This is a genomic window from uncultured Bacteroides sp. (genome assembly GCF_947632445.1).
GTDB lineage: Bacteria > Bacteroidota > Bacteroidia > Bacteroidales > Bacteroidaceae > Bacteroides.
Window position 1 is genome coordinate 12,787 of sequence record NZ_CANRPM010000035.1, and the last position, 17,832, is coordinate 30,618.

At 50.5% G+C, this 17,832-nt stretch carries 11 protein-coding genes and 2 pseudogenes; 6 read left to right on the forward strand and 7 right to left on the reverse strand.

Going from position 1 to position 17,832, the window contains the following annotated elements:
• Nucleotides 1-50: 50 nt before the first annotated feature.
• The 4 genes and pseudogenes from Q0Z70_RS08390 to Q0Z70_RS13560 form a co-directional block, all read left to right on the forward strand.
• Complete coding sequence (locus Q0Z70_RS08390; protein WP_298073644.1) at nucleotides 51-887, forward strand: DNA-binding domain-containing protein; 837 nt, start codon at nucleotides 51-53, stop codon at nucleotides 885-887.
• A gap of 329 nt (nucleotides 888-1,216) precedes the next feature.
• Nucleotides 1,217-1,717: a flavodoxin gene (locus Q0Z70_RS08395; protein WP_298073645.1), complete on the forward strand. Its 501-nt coding sequence runs from the start codon at nucleotides 1,217-1,219 to the stop codon at nucleotides 1,715-1,717.
• A 45-nt stretch (nucleotides 1,718-1,762) separates the two neighbouring features.
• Nucleotides 1,763-2,722, forward strand: a pseudogene (locus tag Q0Z70_RS08400) (amidohydrolase family protein); the annotation flags it as partial.
• Nucleotides 2,723-2,785: 63 nt separating this feature from the next.
• Nucleotides 2,786-3,136 (forward strand): annotated as a pseudogene (locus Q0Z70_RS13560) (antibiotic biosynthesis monooxygenase family protein); the annotation flags it as partial.
• A 63-nt stretch (nucleotides 3,137-3,199) separates the two neighbouring features.
• On the opposite strand, the gene Q0Z70_RS08405 reads toward Q0Z70_RS13560, so the two are convergent.
• From Q0Z70_RS08405 to Q0Z70_RS08430, 6 genes are all read right to left on the reverse strand, one after another.
• A complete protein-coding gene (locus Q0Z70_RS08405; RefSeq protein WP_298073647.1) occupies nucleotides 3,200-5,908 on the reverse strand; it encodes a DEAD/DEAH box helicase family protein in 2,709 nt (902 codons plus the stop codon).
• Nucleotides 5,909-6,030: 122 nt separating this feature from the next.
• Nucleotides 6,031-6,528 carry a hypothetical protein gene (locus Q0Z70_RS08410; RefSeq protein WP_298073648.1) on the reverse strand — a complete coding sequence of 166 codons (498 nt, stop codon included), beginning with the start codon at nucleotides 6,526-6,528 and terminating at the stop codon, nucleotides 6,031-6,033.
• Nucleotides 6,518-7,225 carry a DUF3800 domain-containing protein gene (locus Q0Z70_RS08415; RefSeq protein WP_298073649.1) on the reverse strand — a complete coding sequence of 236 codons (708 nt, stop codon included), beginning with the start codon at nucleotides 7,223-7,225 and terminating at the stop codon, nucleotides 6,518-6,520. The genes Q0Z70_RS08410 and Q0Z70_RS08415 overlap by 11 nt, the downstream gene beginning before the upstream one ends.
• A 10-nt stretch (nucleotides 7,226-7,235) precedes the next feature.
• Nucleotides 7,236-9,017 (reverse strand): site-specific DNA-methyltransferase, encoded by a 1,782-nt coding sequence (locus Q0Z70_RS08420; protein WP_298073650.1) that lies wholly within the window; start codon nucleotides 9,015-9,017, stop codon nucleotides 7,236-7,238.
• An 11-nt stretch (nucleotides 9,018-9,028) separates the two neighbouring features.
• The gene (locus Q0Z70_RS08425) at nucleotides 9,029-9,613 is read right to left on the reverse strand and encodes a peptide chain release factor 1 (protein WP_298073651.1); all 585 of its coding nucleotides are present in this window, start codon (nucleotides 9,611-9,613) and stop codon (nucleotides 9,029-9,031) included.
• Nucleotides 9,610-12,507 (reverse strand): SNF2-related protein, encoded by a 2,898-nt coding sequence (locus Q0Z70_RS08430; RefSeq protein WP_298073652.1) that lies wholly within the window; start codon nucleotides 12,505-12,507, stop codon nucleotides 9,610-9,612. The genes Q0Z70_RS08425 and Q0Z70_RS08430 overlap by 4 nt, the downstream gene beginning before the upstream one ends.
• Before the next feature lie 211 nt (nucleotides 12,508-12,718).
• Here Q0Z70_RS08430 and Q0Z70_RS08435 point away from each other — a divergent pair, with 211 nt between their 5' ends.
• The gene (locus tag Q0Z70_RS08435; protein WP_298073653.1) at nucleotides 12,719-13,549 is read left to right on the forward strand and encodes a hypothetical protein; all 831 of its coding nucleotides are present in this window, start codon (nucleotides 12,719-12,721) and stop codon (nucleotides 13,547-13,549) included.
• 21 nt (nucleotides 13,550-13,570) lie between these two features.
• On the opposite strand, the gene prfB is transcribed toward Q0Z70_RS08435, so the two are convergent.
• A complete protein-coding gene (gene prfB / locus Q0Z70_RS08440; RefSeq protein WP_298073654.1) occupies nucleotides 13,571-14,689 on the reverse strand; it encodes a peptide chain release factor 2 in 1,119 nt (372 codons plus the stop codon).
• Nucleotides 14,690-14,769: 80 nt separating this feature from the next.
• Here prfB and Q0Z70_RS08445 point away from each other — a divergent pair, with 80 nt between their 5' ends.
• Nucleotides 14,770-17,697 (forward strand): insulinase family protein, encoded by a 2,928-nt coding sequence (locus tag Q0Z70_RS08445; protein WP_298073655.1) that lies wholly within the window; start codon nucleotides 14,770-14,772, stop codon nucleotides 17,695-17,697.
• The last annotated feature ends 135 nt before the right edge of the window (nucleotides 17,698-17,832 follow it).

Consider the following 17,832-nt stretch of genomic DNA (forward strand, 5'->3'; position numbering starts at 1 on the left):
TCTGATTATTTACGTTACATTTACCGCCAATTCTTCGGGGCAAAAGGCGTTTGCCGCCCGAAGAAGGAATTAATATATGGTTACATCTTAAAAAGAAAAATCGTATGGCAAAAAACATTCTGAAAGCCTGGCTGGTCGACAATTACGTGACAGCCGACAATCTGACAGACAAGATTTTCCAGTTGGAGACGGCCCGCAGCATCGACAAGACCGTCATCCTGGACCGTATGGCGGGCAAGAACCCCGGCGTCCGCCGCGAGACGATGGCGCTGGCCTTCGACCTCATGGAGGAAGTGGTGGCCGAGGCGCTGATGAACGGCGAAAGCGTCAACACGGGACTGTTTCGCGGCGTGGCCCAGTTCCGGGGCGTGGCGAAGAACGGCGCCTGGGACGCTGCAACGGACAGCATCTATGTCTCCTTCACGCAGGGGAAAGTCCTGCGCGAAGCCATCGCCGACACCACCGTCCAAATCTTGGGGCAGCGGCCCGCGAACTTCTACATCGGCAGCGGTCTGGATGCCGAAACCCGCGCCACAGACTTCAGCGCGACGGCCGGAGGCGGCTACACGCTCTACGGACGCAACATCAAGCTGGCGGGCACGGACCCTTCGGTGGGCATCAAGCTGAAGGCCGCAGACGGCACGGAGACCGCCATCGAAAGCTCCAAGGTGCTCCTGAACGAGGCTTCGCGGCTCATCTTCACCATCCCCGCCGGACTGTCCGACGGCGAATATCTGCTGACCGTCACCACGCAATTCAAAGGCAGCGCCGCAGAGTTTCTGAAGACGCCCCGCTCCACTTCGCAGAACCTCTACATCGGCACCGTTCCTCCTTCGGCCGGCGGTGACGACGGCGATGACGACAGCGAAGGCGGAAGTCCGCTGTAGCCCTTGCCGCATCCGGTCTTAGGCCAGCCCACTGGCCAAGTATTGGGCCAGCCCACTGGCCAAGTATTGGGCCAGCCTACCGGCCAAGTATTGGGCCAGCCTACCGGCCAAGCTTAGGTTAGACCTCTGGCCAAGCTTAGGCCGGCCTACTGGTCTGCCGGAGGGGCCGGTTCAGACACCCTAATCCCTACTTTTGCATTCGGAAAAATAAAAGGACGAGAGATGTGTCCGGCACGAATTATCAAGAAAATCGAAATGAAATAAGAGACATGAAAGCAAGGACTTTTTTATTTGCAATGGTTGCATTTTTAATTACAAACGTACACACTATGGCACAGAATGACGAAAAACGTGTGTTGGTTGCCTACTTCTCGGCAACAGGCACAACGGCACGGGCAGCGGAAAAGCTGGCCCGCATCACGGGTGGGGAATGCTACGCGATTACGCCCGCCCAACCTTATACGGACGCCGACCTCGACTGGCATGACAGACGGTCGCGCAGTTCGGTGGAGATGAACGACCCGAAGTCGCGTCCCGCCCTTGCCGGCAAAAAACCGGACACGGCCGCTTACGAAGTCGTATTTATCGGCTACCCCATCTGGTGGGACCTCGCGCCGAGGGTCATCAATACGTTCATCGAAAACCATGACCTGAAGGGCAAGACAATCGTACCCTTCGCCACCTCAGGAGGCAGCGGCATAGCCCACAGCGCCAAAAGCCTGAAAGCCGAATATCCGGCACTGAACTGGGCCGAAGGGAAATTGCTGAACAGTCTCGGCGAAGCCGCCATCCGCCAATGGACGGAGCGTGTCGCCGGCGGCGGGAAATAGAAGTGGAGACAACCGATGAAACGGATTATTTTAATGCTCTTGTTTATGCTCCCGCTTTTTACGGCGACGGCGCAACAGACCGTCGATGTGCATTGCCACAATATATTGCCCGAATTCAAGGCGCTGCTCGAACGGCACGGGGCTGCCATGGAAGAGACATTTCCTTTGCCTGAATGGGACGTATCCGCCCACCTGAAATTCATGGAAGCGGCGGGCATCGGAACCAGTCTGCTCTCCATGCCTGCACCCCAGCCTTATTTCGGAGATACGGAGGAGTGCCGGAAGGCGGTGCGCCGCTACAACGAAGCCTGCGCCAAACTGAAAGCCGACTATCCCGGCAAGTTCCTGTTCTGCGCCTCGCTGCCCCTGCCCGATGTGAAGGCAGCCATCGAAGAGGCCGTTTATGCACTCGATACGCTCGGCGCGGACGGCATCAAGCTCGCGACGAACAGCCGGGGGCAGTATGTAGGCGATGAAGCGCTCGATCCGCTGATGGCGGTACTGAACGAACGCAAGGCAGTCATCATCCTGCATCCGCACAAGCCGTCCCCGGTAAACGAAGACATCATCGCCACCGCACCGCTCGCCGTTTACGAATATCCTTCCGAAACCACGCGCGCAGTCCTCAATATGATTGCCCGCAACGTGCTGGCCCGTTATGCCGGCCTTCGGATTGTCGTGCCGCATTGCGGGTCGTTTTTGCCGTTGGCCGTCCCGCGCATGAAAGCCATTCTGCCGGCAATGCAGGCAAAAGGCTATATGCAGGCGGTCGATTGGGAAGCCAACCTCTCCCGCCTCTATTACGACCTTGCCGGAGGGGCGACGCCCGATGTCGTGAAATCCCTGCTGACCCTCACTACGCCCGATCATCTGCTGTACGGTTCCGATTATCCTTATCAACCGGCAGCCGTCCTGACCGAGGCGCTGAAAAGCCTGCGGTCGCGGCTGGCCGAAGACGAACAGACGGCACCGTATGCGGACGACATCATGGCAGGAAATGCGAAGGCCCTGTTCGGCGGCCGGTCTGTCCGGCAAACAAATCCTGAGACGAGGAAGGACAAGGCACAGGGAATGTGCTCCAAACAGCCCATGCAGCCAGACGGCATCGTGCGTCTGTCGAAGATAGAGGTTTATCCCGAATACCTGGAGGAATACATGAAATATGCTGCCGAAGTCGGCGAAATCTCCCTGCGCACCGAGCCGGGCGTGCTGACCATGTACGCCGTAGCGGAACAGGATAACCCTTGCCGGATTACGATTCTCGAAACCTATGCCAGCGCGGAGGCATACAGGTCGCACATCGCATCGGCACATTTTCAAAAGTACAAACAGGGAACCTTGCAGATGGTCAAGACATTGGTATTGTCAGACCAGAAACCGCTGAATTCCGCCAGCAGGATTATCAATACTATTCGGTGAAGCGGGCATGAGGCTTATTTTTTTAACGACAAATGTGCATTGCTTTCGGGAACTTTCTTCATACTATGAGTGGAAAAGATTCGATTTGCTGAGTATATAACTAAAGGAATAGGTGCGCAGAACAGCCGAATGCGGAATAATCACATACTTCCACGGTTTACCGTGATGCTGAATATTGTACGCTGTTACTACAGCGCAGTAGGTTTGGGCTGCTTCCGCCTTTTTCTGGACGTCCGGGGCGTCGATGTCTTTTTCCGCTTTGGTCTCACACATATATATCGTGTCGTCGGTTTCCACAATGAAATCCGGCTCGTAGTGTTTTGACCCCTCTGCCCAATATATGCTGAATTGCAATGGGGTCGGACGCAACCATTTCAGCACTTTTTTGTCGTTTTCAAGGACATACGCAAAGTCCCACTCCGTAGTGCTGTCGAACCGATATTTCGGGTAATAAGATTTCAGAAATCCCCGGACAATGTATTTCTTTGCCAGTGCAGCCGTTTCGGGAATGTCGCTGACCATACGGTAGCCATAACTGTTCTCTACCAGATGTTGGTCGAGAATGCGGCTGAACGGCAAAACCCGTTTGGGAGGCATTTCGTCACGTTCAAGATGGGCGTGTGCTTTCATCTGACGGTAGATATTGTCTGCCAATGATTCTTTGTAGACATTGACCTTTTCGGCGACTTCGTCCTCCGCTGTCGCCGGCGAATGGCTGCGTATAGCCGCTACCGCCTGCCCGACAAGTTTGTAAAGCAAATCGGCACAGGCATCATAATCCACATCGTCATAATCAATCAGACGGGCGACCAGAATATCCACCGCCTTCCCCCGCGAACTGCCTGTCTTTCCGGCAATCACATCGCGTTCTCCGGTTGCAAGGCTCTGACGCAGGATTTCATGACTTATGTCCGCCAGATTGTAACCCTTTTCCGTATTTAGATCGAAATCCTCGTAAATTATTCTGCTTTGAGGCTGTTCGACCACGAGTCGCGGAATTTCGATGACGTTTTGGGTATAGTCGATAATTACGGATTTGATTACCTTATCAAGTTGGGCTATTTGTGCTACAGCTTCTTGTTCGGCAAAAAGCGGATTCGCAGCCTGTGTTTGCCGACTGATCACCTCGACAGCCTTTTGCCGTATCTGCCGGATACTCTCCGGTTGCGCCAATTCGCTGAGATGTTGTACGTTATGAACGCATTGCGGAATTGCCTCAATCACAGCGCGAACGGCATCATAGGCACATTCGGCTTCATGTTTCTCTTGGTCGGTACGGGCCTGTTGTATTTTGTTTCGATGCTTCTCGACAAATGGCGGTATCGTAGGGACAACTTTGCCGGCTGGTTCTTTTGCCTCTGGTTCATCCATTTCGACGTAGGTCAATTTGCTGAGCACGCTATCGCCGCTTTGCGCTTTGGCAATGACGGCAGCGAAATTCTCGTGGGCAATTACCGTAAGCGTATCGACATCCTTGTTCCCCGTGCGTTCACCTCCATACGGCAGGCGCAGTCCGCGTCCGATAGTTTGCTCAATAAGCACAGCGGCATCGGCAGACCGCAGCGGAATAATCGTATAAAGATTGTTGACGTCCCACCCCTCTTTGAGCATATTGACATGGACGACGATTTCTATTTCATTGTCGGGCGATTCGAGCGCGACGAACTGCTGTTCGATTTCTTCGTCCTTTTTCGTCGAACTGTCTATTTGCAGCACCTTGCCGCGATACTTGCCGTGGAATATGCGGTCGCTTTCGAGCAACTCCTTAATACGGCCGGCATGAGCGATGTCGCGACAGGCTACCAATATGAATGGATGCACAACAGGTTTGTCGTATTGTTTGGCATAGAGTTCGATAGCGACTTTCGTGCGTTCATGCACATTGATTCCGTCTTCTATTTTGATAATCTCGATTTCCTCAGGTGTATAGTTGTGCTTGTCAAAGTTCTTGCGCCCTGCGACGGTCGGGTCTTTGACATATTTCTTATCGGCCAGCGCCTGTGCCAGGTTGTATTCAAAAACGATGTTCTTAAACGACCGGTTCTTCTCGTCGAGGGGCGTTGCCGTCATCTCCAGCCCAAGTATCGGACGCAATTCGTTGATTGCCCGTTTCGATGCGTCAGCATGGTAGCGATGCGCTTCGTCCATCAGTATGACGAGGTCGGGAAGTGTAGACAAATACTCAAAGTAGGAGCGTCCGAGGTATTCCGAGAGCCGCCGCATCCTCGGAACCGCCTTTTTCCCGCCTTCCTTACTATCCGAATTGAATTTGGCAATGTTGAAAATGTTGATCTGCACCGACGAGAATAGCGATGGCGTGCGGCCGTCATACGTCTCGCCCGTGACTATTTGCGGCGGATCACTGACAAATTCGCTGATTCCCTTGAATACGTATTTTTCATACGACGGCTCTCCGAAATCGTGTTTCAATTTTTCGTACAGGGTCAGATTGGGTGCAAGGACAAAGAAATGCCGGATGCCTTTGGCCAAATAGAGGTAGGCGATGCAAGCCCCCATAAGGCGCGTTTTGCCGATTCCCGTTGCAATCGAAAATGCCAGCGACGGGAAATCGCGTTCAAAATCCTTCATAAACGGAACCGTTTCCTTGACTGCGGCGAGTTCCTTTTGCAGAAAAGCAGGCAAATCCGACTCCGCCTCCGGCGGCTTGGCCAGTGACAGTCCATCGACAATTTCTGCCAACACTTCGAGTGCCTCGGCCAGCGGCTTGCGAAGCGACAAGCGCTGTTTTATATTTTGGGTTATTGAGTTCATTATCAGTGCAGTTTTATATTTTTGATAAAAATAGCCGGTAAAATATTTGCTTATAGTTATTTGATGCATTACCTTTGCAGCATCTCATTGACCATGTGTTAAAGGAGAAACGGGGGCGATATTTATATCGCTCCTTGCTTTTTATAGTTTTCATACTCTTTCATCAACTTGTATTTTCTTGCCTTATGTTCAATTAAATATGCTGTCCACGGGATTATATAGCCATTTGCTTTACGCAATACGACCAAATAGTTTTCCGCATCGTGAAAAATCAGAACATTGGTTTTGGTTCCGCGTGTATTTTCCCAAACTTTCAGATATGAATGGGTTGAGTTGTTAATCATAGGAGCCGGCCATTGTATCCGTTCCATTCTTCTTAAATCAGTTTTTCGGTTGGCTTCACCATTGCCTTCTGTGGTCATATGCCAAAAGGTAGCTTCCTTATCTTGATATAAAGGGTACTTCTTTAATCCCACCCGCATACCTCTGAATACAGGTTTGCGGTCTATGAAATCTCTCTTGAATAATTCGTAGACAGCTTCCAAGTATCTATTAAAGTCGCCTCCGAATTGCGTCAGTTCTATAAGTTCCGGCAACTCAAAATATGTATTATCTTCCATAACCGCTTTTCCAGACAAAAATATTAAATTTGTTTTCTCGGTAAAGAGTGCTTGACTTCAAATTGTATCCGCTTCTTGCTTTAATGCGCTCAATTAGGCTCAGCTTTGCGGTGCTTGTATTTTTGTCTCTATGAAGATACGAAACGGCTCCAATCAATAGGTCTGCCAACGCAACAAGTTCAACCTCTTCGGAACGGACTTGTTGCACTTTTTGGATTAACTCTCTATTAAAGTCATAGTGGTTATTGCACAACACCTCGTGCAGTTTTTCCACTTTCTTCTGTCCTCGTGTATCTTTGATGTCGATGTAGATATTGTAGCCGCAATCCGGTTCAAATAGCGTTTTAAGCATATTGAAATACATCTTGTAGTAAAACGTATCGTGGCTCTGGCCGTACAATTCGTGATTCAGCTCCTGCTTGTTGGGTATAACCAAAACTCTAAAATGCAAATCGCTGTAATCAAAAAAGTAGTTGATTACGTCCATATAGAAACTCAACTGTCCTTCTGACACTTTATTCCATTTTATTTCCAATCGTTTACTAAGACCATGTTCTTCTTTGATTTCTCTAAGGCGATGGAAAATTTCATCTTTTTTGTTCTGTGGACACCATACGCCTCCTATTGCCATAGCTTTCTCTCCATCATGCTCCAAGTGGCAACTTTCGTCGCAATATATATTGAAAACCTGTTTCATACCTGTAATCTTAAAATAATGTTTGCTGCATATCGGTTGAAGATGTCGAATTGGCATCATTCTCCTCCGCCAAATCTTCATCTAAACAATCTTCTTCCTCCTCCATGCGGGGCAGGTCGATGATGTTCAGGGAATAGTCGTTGCGATCGAACTCGCAGCGGCCGAGCAGCATCTGCGGAATCTTTTTGAGAGTGATGTTCGCAAAACGGTTGCGGCATTCGGGCTGGAACGAGGTGCAGCAGATCAATAGCGATTCGTCTTCTGCCAGCTGCTCGTGCAACTGTGCCAATGCCTCGACCGTGAGAAACTGCGTCGTGGTGAAGATATAGTCCTTCTCCGCCCCACGCCCCTGTTTCCAGTAAACCTCGCTGTCGGGCGCATAGACGAATCCCTCGTGCTTGGCCATTGCCGCCGCCAGCATATCGGCATTATATTCCTTGTTGATGACAAGGTTGCCGTATTTGTCGTGATTGAGCAGGCTGGGAGCCAGTTCGTAGAATTTGAATCCGCTGCCGCCTTTCCACCCTTGTGCTTTCGAGATGCCGCCTTGGTCGGTACCGTCGGTTACCATTTTCAGACGCGGATAGCAATGGGTGTAAGCGTGGTTTCCTAATTCGATACCGATATAGCGGCGCCCCATTTTCTGGGCTACGGCTGCTGTTGTACCGGAACCGAGGAAACTATCAAGAACTAAATCATTTGGATTAGAAAAGTATTTCAAAATTTGACTAATCAATATTTCGGGTTTCTTACCACTTCTAAATTCTACTCCACCTTCTGTTCGACAATTTCCAAAATTACTCGCTAAATCATAAAAATTATTGATAGGAGTATATTTAGTCAATACTTTTTTTTCAAACAATGACGTTGGTACTCCTTGATAATATTTTCCTTTAGTTGCTCCTTGTTTTTGAGGCCCTGTAAAATACCTAAATTCAAATCTATCATCACCTATTCCGTAAACTTTATAAAGAACGCCATACCCATCTGTTTTGTATCGACCATTTAAATAATCACGAAAAAAACGACCGGATGAGTTTCCGTCAAGAATAGTACCTGTTGCCCAAATTTCTTTTCTTCCAGTAGAACTACCTTTTCGTTGTTCAACAGTCCATTGCTCTTTTGGAAATATATCAACATGTTTTCCTCCGAGGGTTATACTGGAAGATGGTTTACCTTCAGAGAAGTACCAATTAAATTTATCGAAACTATCAGGAATTTCTACTTTATTCGGTCTTGCACCATAACATTTACGATAAATATGTATTTGTTCTATTTCTTTATGGAAATCCATATCTTGTTTTAGCGTTTTATCTGCATATCTAACTCGCACATAAAAAGTCGTTAAATAGTTATTGCGACCAAATATTTCATCCATTAAAGTTTTTAGATAATGTCCTTCACTATCATCTATATGGCAACATATAAAACCATTATCTGATAGTAGACTTCTTAGACAAGTTAATCTTTGATACATTAAATCAAGCCAAATGGAATGTTCAAGATTATCGTCATAATGTTCAAAAGCGCTTCCCGTATTATATGGTGGGTCAATATAGATGCACTTGATACAGCCGGCATAATCCTGTTCGAGCGATTTCAGCGCAAGCAGATTATCGCCATGAATCAGCATATTGCCATTCCATGCTCTGCCATTGGGAAGCGTCCCCGTTTCAACCTTGCCGTAGGAGTATTCGGGATTCTCAATCAAAATCCTCGGTTCCAATGCCGGCTTTTCGTCATACTTACCAATCCAAGTAAGTTCCAATTTATTTAGTCTGTTCTGTGCCATCGTATTTCAAATTAAAATTGCCCAGACCAAATTGTCGGACTTGTAATAATGTTGGCTATGATATTTGACAAGACATCACGACCAAAACTTTTCAGTTTTTCTGTGATTTTAGGTTGCGCTTCTTCTATTTTAGGATTCTCATTTATTATCGTTTGCAACTCTTGAAATTGTTCTGATGATAGGCAGCTTTTAATAGTAGTCATAAACAATTCAAAATTTTGACTTTGAGTCTGGTTCTGTTGCTGATTTTGGGTTACATTTATTGTTATCCCTTCCATATTGTTTGGTGTGTTTTTTATGCAAGGTTCGGGAATTTCTCGTAATGCCACTAAAATACTAATTAGCTTAAGGTGGTTTTGTCTGCTAATAATTTTTGATGCATCGTCAAAATCACTTATAGCCTTATCATTCTTGGAATAATTGGTAGCGATAAAACGCTTACATATTTCCTGCCATGAAAAATATTGGGCTCCATTGTCTACATATTCGTATGAAGGGTGAATTTGCATCCCGTTACCTCCAAGAGTTGCATACTCGGGCTGCGTCTTAATTTCAAACTTTTTCCCTTCGCTAATAAGATCATCTATTGTTCTCATATTACTCTCCATTTAATCGTTAGTAACTTTTTCTGTTCAATTTTTTGCGCGAGCATAGCCTCGACCGTCGCCAGCAAGGTTTCTTTCTTGTTGTCCACTTCGTCTTGTGCGTCGAAAAGATTGCGGCGTTTCTCGCTTCGCGTTTTCTCCAACTCCTTGACAAGCCGCTGGAGGCGTACTTTCTCTTCGAGCCGCGAGGTCTTTTTGCTCTCGCTCCTGCGGAGTTTGATTTCGGCATCGAGGTCGCGCAACTCCCGCTCCAAAGCGGCTTTCATATCCTCGGCCCAGTTGTCGAGTTTCTCCATCTCCTCCTCAAAAAAACGATTGTTCCGCTCGGCGTTGGCAGTAACGATTTTCGTCCGCTGCAATGTAAGGGCGTCGGCAAGCGCCGCCGACGCATCGGCTGGCAGTTCCGGTGTCATCGGAATTTCCGTAGCATGAACTTGGAACAGATACTCCGCAATATCGGAGGGCACCGTTTCACCCTCGTCGGTAATGCAGGCATGAAGCAAAAAGTCCTCCCGCTCGAAGGAAACAATGGTAAGTTGTTCGACGGTCAGCCAGCCCGACTGTCCGACAAGATTCTGGATGCACGTAACATGGAGGAGCGTATGGGTGTAGTCGAAAAGTATTTCCGACACGGGCACTTCCTTGTTTTTCAGCGTCGAAAGCATTTGTTGCGCCAGCGGGTCGCCGATGCGGTAAGGCTTTACGCCGTCGGGCAGCCGAAGGCTCCGATGCCGGTTGCGGCTTATCATTTGGTATCGGCCGGCGTCTTGCGCAGCGACCGCCGCTCCGTCCGGGGCGGAATGAAGCGTAAAAGAATGCTTTGCCTCATCGAAATCAGCGCAATCCGCATAGTAACTGTATGTTAATTGCCATAAAACTGTCTCAAAGCGATTGAGGTTTTCTTGGGCGGTATCAAGGCTATCGCGGAGTTTCTGCCGGACTTCCTCGTCGAAATTTTCGAGGAGCGTCGTGCGGGCTTTCAGCATCTTGTCGGAAATCTGCTCCTGCAAATCCGACTGCAACGCATCAAACGCCTCCTGTATCTCTTTCGTCGTGCGGCATTGCTGGTAGATTGCGGCAATTCGTTTTTCGAAATCGACGCCGTTGCCGATTGCTCCCAACACCTCGTCGGACGCCCCGAATACTCCGCTAAATAGCTGGAACTTCTGATCGAGCAACTCGTAAACCCGCACGTCGGCCGCATTGGCCTTGTTGAGAAAGTTGATGACTACGACGTCGAAGTTCTGTCCGTATCGGTGGCACCGCCCGATGCGCTGTTCGATGCGTTGCGGATTCCATGGCATGTCGTAATTAACGACCAGCGAACAGAATTGCAGATTGATCCCTTCGGCGGCGGCTTCGGTAGCTATCATGATGGTTGCTTTATCGCGGAAATAATCCACGAGGGCAGCCCGCTTGTCGACCGCAGCCGAGCCGGTGATTCTTGTCGTGCCCTTGTGCCGTTCTTTCCACGCTTTGTAAATGGAGGCAGATTGTTTGTCGGAGTTGGAACCGTTGAATAGCACGACCTGCCCTTTATAGCCCCGTTTTTCGAGCAGTTCGAAGAGAAAGTCCTGCGTGCGGCGCGATTCGGTGAATATCAGGGCTTTCTTCGGGGCTCCGAGTGCTTCGAGTTGGGAAAATCCTTGATTCAGTCCTTCAAAAAGCCGCTCTGCTTTGGAGTTACGGCGGATTTTATAAGCGAGATCACAGAATTTTTTGATGTCGGCGATTTCCTTCCGAATGCACTCAATATCATGCGGCGTGAGGATTTCCTCTTCTTCGGATTCGGTTTCCTCTTCGTCGTCGAGCCACTCTTCGGTATCGCTCTCGTAAGCCTCGTAATCGGCGAACAGCTCTGCGTCTTCCGGTTCGCCGGCATGTCGGCGCAGTTTGGCTTCCAACTTGTCCCGCAGGGCGCAAAGCGTACCGTAAATGGCATAGGTGGATGAGGCGAGAAGTTTGCGCAGAATCAGCGTCATCAACTGCCGCTGGCTATTGGGCAGGGCATAGAGGCGGGGACGCTGCAAATACTCCGAAACGAAATCGTAGAGTTCCTGCTCCTGTTTGGTCGGAAAGAATTCTTGCAGAATGGCGACGCGTTTGGTATAGCGTATATATTCCAGCACTTGGCGGCGCAGCGTGCGTTGGCAGAGCGGAGCAAGACGGCGGCGGAGGTTTGCATAGCCGGCTTCGTCCAGCGTCTTATTATACTGCATCTTGAAACTCTTGAGGTCACCGAAAGCATAGTCGTCAATCAGGCTCGTCAATCCGTAAAGTTCGAGGATGGAATTTTGAAGCGGCGTGGCTGTAAGGAGAATCTTCTTGCGATCCGCAAGGGCTTTTTTTATGGTGTTGGCAATCTTGCTGGACGACTTGTAAACATTGCGCAGCCGATGGGCCTCGTCAATCACTGTCAAATCCCATGGCGTTTGGTGAAGATAAGGAGCCTTTGCCCTTGCAAACTGATAAGAGCAGAGGACTACCTCCTCGCAGTCGAATGGATTGAGACTGCCCGCCTCTATATATTCGTTGAAGGTTTTGGATTCGAGGATGCGCGACGGCAGAAAGAATTTCTCCTGCAACTCCGCAGCCCATTGTTTGCGGAGGTTCGCCGGAGCGATAACCAACAAATGTCTGCGGTGTTCTGCCCAAAACTGAGAAAGGATGATGCCTGCCTCGATGGTCTTGCCAAGGCCTACTTCGTCAGCAAGAATAGCCCCTTTGGAGAGGGGCGACTTGAACGCAAAAAGGGCTGCGTCGATTTGATGAGGGGTCAAATCGACTTGTGCATCCTGCAAAGAAGACGTGAACTTCCCGATACTGTCTGACGGCAGACTTCGGGTCAACCAATAGGCGAAATATTTTGCTTGCGCATCTGTCACTATTATATTCTGTAATCCGATTTACAAAGTTAGTATATTTATTGTAATTATTTGGCCTTATTTCTGGATTTATTATTGTCCTTTTCGTTCCTATCTGGCAGTAGGCTTCAAATTCTTCAACACAGTTTGAGAATAATACCGAACTTTTGTTGGACTTTTCAACTCCATTCCATAATTTTGCGCGGATAATAATAAACTAAACACAGTAACTATGAAACGAATTCTAAAACCATTTGGAATGCTCCTCGCATTCCTCTGCACCGCCATCCTGACGGGGTGCGACAACGAAGAAAGCAATCCGCTCCGCTTCGACCTGTCTGTCGACGAAGACAACACCGTAAATATATGCTTTCCCTTAGCGGAAGAGAGCGGAAGCGCGGGCGCCGTCACCATCCTCGGCGGCGATGGCAGCTACATCGCACAATGCGACAACTCCGCCGTGCTGAAAATCGACATGAAGTATTCCAACGCTTTCGTGCTCTATCCGCAGAGCTGGGGCGAAGCACACGTTACCGTAACCGACGGCACGAATGCGTCCATCGTCCTGAAAGTGATAGTTTTCCAAAACAAGGAGACGCTGGCCGTCGCCGGTCTGGATGTACTCATCACGGGAGGAGAGCAGCTGACGGAGGTACAGAAAGCCGCCCTCCGCGAAGAAGCGCGGGCCGTTATGCCCGTAAAAGCGGCAGGCGGAGGCTACCGGATGATATTCGATAATCCCCAAGACCCATACAGCGGAACGCTTTGCTTCTATCCCACAGAGATGGACAAGGAGGAAGAAATGGTGAAAGGAACCTTTATCGTTAACTCCGACCGCAGCGAGGAGAATTCCTGGTACTATCGCTTCCTGCTGGAAGAAAAAGAGCATGTACTGACATTTGCACCCTACGACTACGACAGGAAGGCCGTTGCAAAGACAACGCGAACATCGGTACTCCCCGTCGTAGCCCTGCTGGAAGACGTGACCGGACAAATCCCGACGTCCTATCCCGGCGTGAAGGTGTTTACGCAGCAAATCATTCGGCACCTCTGGTACCTCTGATGCTTGGGATTTTCCTCTGCATCAAGCCTCGCCCGCACCTGCGAACTCCATCAGGTAGGCTTTGACGAAGCCGTCTATCTTGCCGTCCATTACGCCGTTCACGTCGCTGGTCTGATAGTTGGTACGGTGGTCTTTCACGCGGCGGTCGTCGAAGACGTAGCTGCGGATTTGCGAGCCCCACTCGATTTTCTTCTTGCCTGCCTCGATTTTTGCCTGCTCGGCCATGCGGTGCTTCATCTCTTTGTCGTAGAGCATGGAGCGCAGCAAGCGGAGGGCGTTTTCGCGGTTTTTGGGCTGGTCGCGCGTCTCGGTATTTTCAATCAGGATTTCTTCTTCCTCGCCCGTATAGGGGTCTTTGTACTGGTAGCGCAGACGGACGCCGGATTCCACCTTGTTCACGTTCTGGCCCCCTGCGCCGCCGCTTCGGAAGGTGTCCCATGAGATGCGGGCCGGCTCGATGTTCACCTCGATGGTGTCGTCCACCAGCGGAGTGACGAACACGGAGGCGAACGATGTCATGCGTTTGCCCTGGGCATTGTAGGGCGACACGCGTACCAAGCGGTGCACGCCGTTCTCTCCCTTCAGGTAGCCGTAGGCACAGTCACCGCTGATTTCGATGGTGCAGGTCTTGATACCGGCCTCGTCGCCTTCCTGCAGATTGGCAATAGCAGCCTTGTAGCCGTGAGTCTCGGCATAGCGCAGGTACATGCGCATCAGCATGTTGGCCCAGTCCTGGCTCTCCGTTCCGCCTGCACCGGAGTTGATTTTGAGCACGCAGTCCATCTGGTCGGCTTCCTCGCGCAGCATGTTCTTCAGTTCAAGGGCTTCGACGGCTTCGGCCGCTTTGGTATAGGCTTCGTTCACCTCCTCTTCGGTTACCAGTTCGTCCTTATAGAAGTCGAATGCCAGCTGCAATTCGTCCGAAAGGGTTTTCACTTCGTTGTAGCCGGAAATCCACTGCTGGAGGCCTTTCACTTTCTTCATCTGGGCTTCGGCCGCTTTTTGGTCGTCCCAGAAGCCGGGAGCCTGTGTGCGGAGCTGTTCTTCCTCCACCTGAATCTTCTTGCCTTCGATGTCTAAGTAGCAGTTCAGCGCCTCGGTACGGTCTTTGATATCTTTCAGTTGTTCAGCGGTTATCATAATGGAAATACTTTGTTTCGGGATGCAAAGGTATGAAAAAAACGAATAACTTTGCAGCTATCATTCTAATAAGTCTATTTATGAACGCATTACTCAAGAAAATCGGCCTGCCGCTGCTTTGTCTGGCAGCCTTTGGCCTGAACAGCTGTACCCAAGCGAAATACAGCTACGAGACTGTTCCCAATGACCCGCTCCGGGCGCGTATCTACACGCTGGACAACGGTCTGAAAGTGTACATGACCGTCAACAAGGACGAACCGCGCATCCAGACGTACATCGCCGTGCGCGTGGGCGGCAAGAACGATCCGGCCGAAACCACCGGTCTGGCCCACTACTTCGAGCACCTGATGTTCAAGGGAACCAATCATTTCGGTACCATGAACTATGAAGTAGAGAAGCCTCTGCTCGATCAGATAGAACAGACATTCGAGATTTACCGCAAGACGACTGACGAAGCCGAGCGCAAGGCTATCTACCACACCATCGACAGCCTTTCTTACGAAGCTTCGAAATATGCCATCTCCAACGAATACGACAAGCTGATGGCAGCCATCGGCGCCAACGGTACCAACGCCTATACCAGCTTCGACGTGACCAGCTATACCGAAGATATACCCAGCAACGAAGTGGAGAACTGGGCCAGAATTCAGGCCGAACGGTTCAAGAACTGCGTCATCCGCGGTTTCCATACCGAACTGGAAACGGTGTACGAAGAAAAGAACATGTCGCTGACCCGCGATGCCTACAAGGTTTACGAGCAGACGCTGGCTGCCCTCTTCCCTCATCATCCTTACGGTACGCAGACCGTACTGGGCACGCAGGAAGACCTGAAGAACCCCTCTATCACCAACATCAAGAACTATTATAAGACGTGGTACGTGCCCAACAACATGGCCATTTGTCTCAGCGGTGATTTTGACCCCGATCAGATGATTGTCACCATTGACAAATATTTCGGCGACATGCAGCCTAATCCCAATCTGCCGAAACTCGACCTGCCTAAGGAAACCAACATCACGGCTCCCATTGTGCGCGAAGTGCTGGGTCCCGAAGCCGAGAACGTGACATTGGCCTGGCGTTTTCCCGGCGCGGCCAGCAAGGAATTGGAGACGCTGCAAATCCTCTCACGAATCCTGTACAACGGTCAGGCCGGTCTCATCGACCTTGATTTGACGCAGCAGCAGAAGACGCTGAGCGCTTACTGCTATCCGGAGGCCATGAGCGACTACAGTGCCTTCATGATGACCGGACTTCCGAAAGCCGGACAGACATTAGACGAGGTGAAAGACCTGTTGCTGGGCGAACTGAAGAAACTGCGCGACGGCGACTTCGACGAGAACCTGCTGGAAGCCAACATCAACAATTTCAAACTCCAACAGCTGCGCCAGCTGGAAAACAACGATGCCCGTGCCGACTGGTTCGTGCAGTCGTTCATCAACGGCAGCAGCTGGGCCGACGAAGTGACCGCACTGGATCGTATGGCCAAGCTGACGAAGCAGGATATCGTGGACTTTGCCAACAAATATCTGAAGGACGACAACTACGCCCTCATCTACAAGCGCCAGGGCAAAGACCCCAACGAAATGAAGATTGCCAAGCCCGAAATCACTCCCATCGTGATGAACCGCGACACGGCCAGTGCCTTTTTGAAGGAGTTGCAGGCCGAGTCCGCGAACGTGACTCCCATCGAACCTGTCTTCCTGGACTATAGCAAAGACCTGACACAGCTGACTACCGCCAAAGGCGTGCCCGTGCTCTACAAGCAGAATACATCCAACGACATCTTCCAGTTGATTTATCTCTTCGACATGGGTCATAACCAGGACAAGGCGCTGGACGTCGTCGCCCGGTATCTGGAATATCTGGGAACATCGGATATGACGCCCGAACAGGTGAAGAGCGAATTCTACCGCATGGCCTGTTCGTTCTCCGTAGGGCTGGGCAACCGACGCACCTACGTCACCCTTTCCGGTCTCAACGAAAACCTGCCCGCCGCCATGACTCTGTTCGAGAAACTGCTGGCCGACGCGCAGGTGAACGCCGAAGCCTACACCAATCTGGCCAACGACCTGTTGAAGGAACGCAAGGATGCCAAACTGAGTCAGGGCACCAACCTCGCTTGCCTTGTCAACTACGTGAGCTACGGGCCGAAGAACCCCGCGAACAACATGCTGAGCGAAGCCGAGCTGAAAAGCATGAATCCGCAGGAACTGGTGGACCGCATCCACAACCTGAGCAGCTACAAGCACCGCATCCTGTACTACGGCCCGAGCGGCGAAAAGGAACTCGTGTCCCTGCTCGACAAGGAGCACCGCACGCCCGACACGCTGAAGGACGTACCCGCCGGAGAGGACTTCAAGCAGCAGACCACGCCCGAAACAAAGATTTATGTGGCACCCTACGAGGCAAAGAACATCTATATGTCGCAGATTTCCAACCGCGGCGAGAAATTTGACGCCGCCATCGAACCGGTTCGCAAACTCTACAACGAATACTTCGCCGGAGGCATGAACTCCATCGTCTTCCAGGAGATGCGCGAAAGCCGCGGACTGGCCTACTCGGCCTGGGCCGGACTGAACCAATCGAGCTATGCCGACGAGGACTACTTCTTCATCTCGCAGATTTCGTCGCAGAACGACAAGATGCTCGACGCCATCAACACGTTCAACGACATCATCAACAACATGCCGCAGTCCGAGGCGGCTTTCAAACTCGCCAAAGAGGCCATGACGGCCCGCCTGCGCACCAGCCGAATTACGAAAATGGGCGTTATCTGGGACTACATCGAAGCACAAGACCTGGGACAGACGGTGGACAGCCGAATCAAGCTTTTCAACGACGTGCAAGGCATGACGCTGCAGGATATCGTCGATTTCCAACAGCAATGGATCAAGGGCCGCACGTACAGCTACGCTATCTTGGGCGACAAGAAAGAACTCGACATGGAGGCGCTTAGAAAAATCGGGCCGGTCATCGAACTGACTGCGGAAGATATTTTCGGATATTAAAAGGGGGCGCTACCGCTGAGCGGTTAGTTGTCGATGTGAAATTGGCGGCTAACCGCTCTTTTTCCTGACTTCGTCACTTAAAATCAGCCACATTTATAATTGTCTTATGCATAGTATTTTATAATTTTGTGTCAC

Coding starts and splice junctions, on each gene's coding strand:
- Q0Z70_RS08420 (WP_298073650.1), bottom strand. CDS start 9,017: ATGGCACAGAACAGACTAAATAAATTGGAACTTACTTGGATTGGTAAG.
- Q0Z70_RS08415 (WP_298073649.1), bottom strand. CDS start 7,225: ATGAAACAGGTTTTCAATATATATTGCGACGAAAGTTGCCACTTGGAG.
- prfB (WP_298073654.1), bottom strand. CDS start 14,689: ATGATAACCGCTGAACAACTGAAAGATATCAAAGACCGTACCGAGGCG.
- Q0Z70_RS08425 (WP_298073651.1), bottom strand. CDS start 9,613: ATGAGAACAATAGATGATCTTATTAGCGAAGGGAAAAAGTTTGAAATT.
- Q0Z70_RS08445 (WP_298073655.1), top strand. CDS start 14,770: ATGAACGCATTACTCAAGAAAATCGGCCTGCCGCTGCTTTGTCTGGCA.
- Q0Z70_RS08395 (WP_298073645.1), top strand. CDS start 1,217: ATGGCACAGAATGACGAAAAACGTGTGTTGGTTGCCTACTTCTCGGCA.
- Q0Z70_RS08435 (WP_298073653.1), top strand. CDS start 12,719: ATGAAACGAATTCTAAAACCATTTGGAATGCTCCTCGCATTCCTCTGC.
- Q0Z70_RS08405 (WP_298073647.1), bottom strand. CDS start 5,908: ATGAACTCAATAACCCAAAATATAAAACAGCGCTTGTCGCTTCGCAAG.
- Q0Z70_RS08410 (WP_298073648.1), bottom strand. CDS start 6,528: ATGGAAGATAATACATATTTTGAGTTGCCGGAACTTATAGAACTGACG.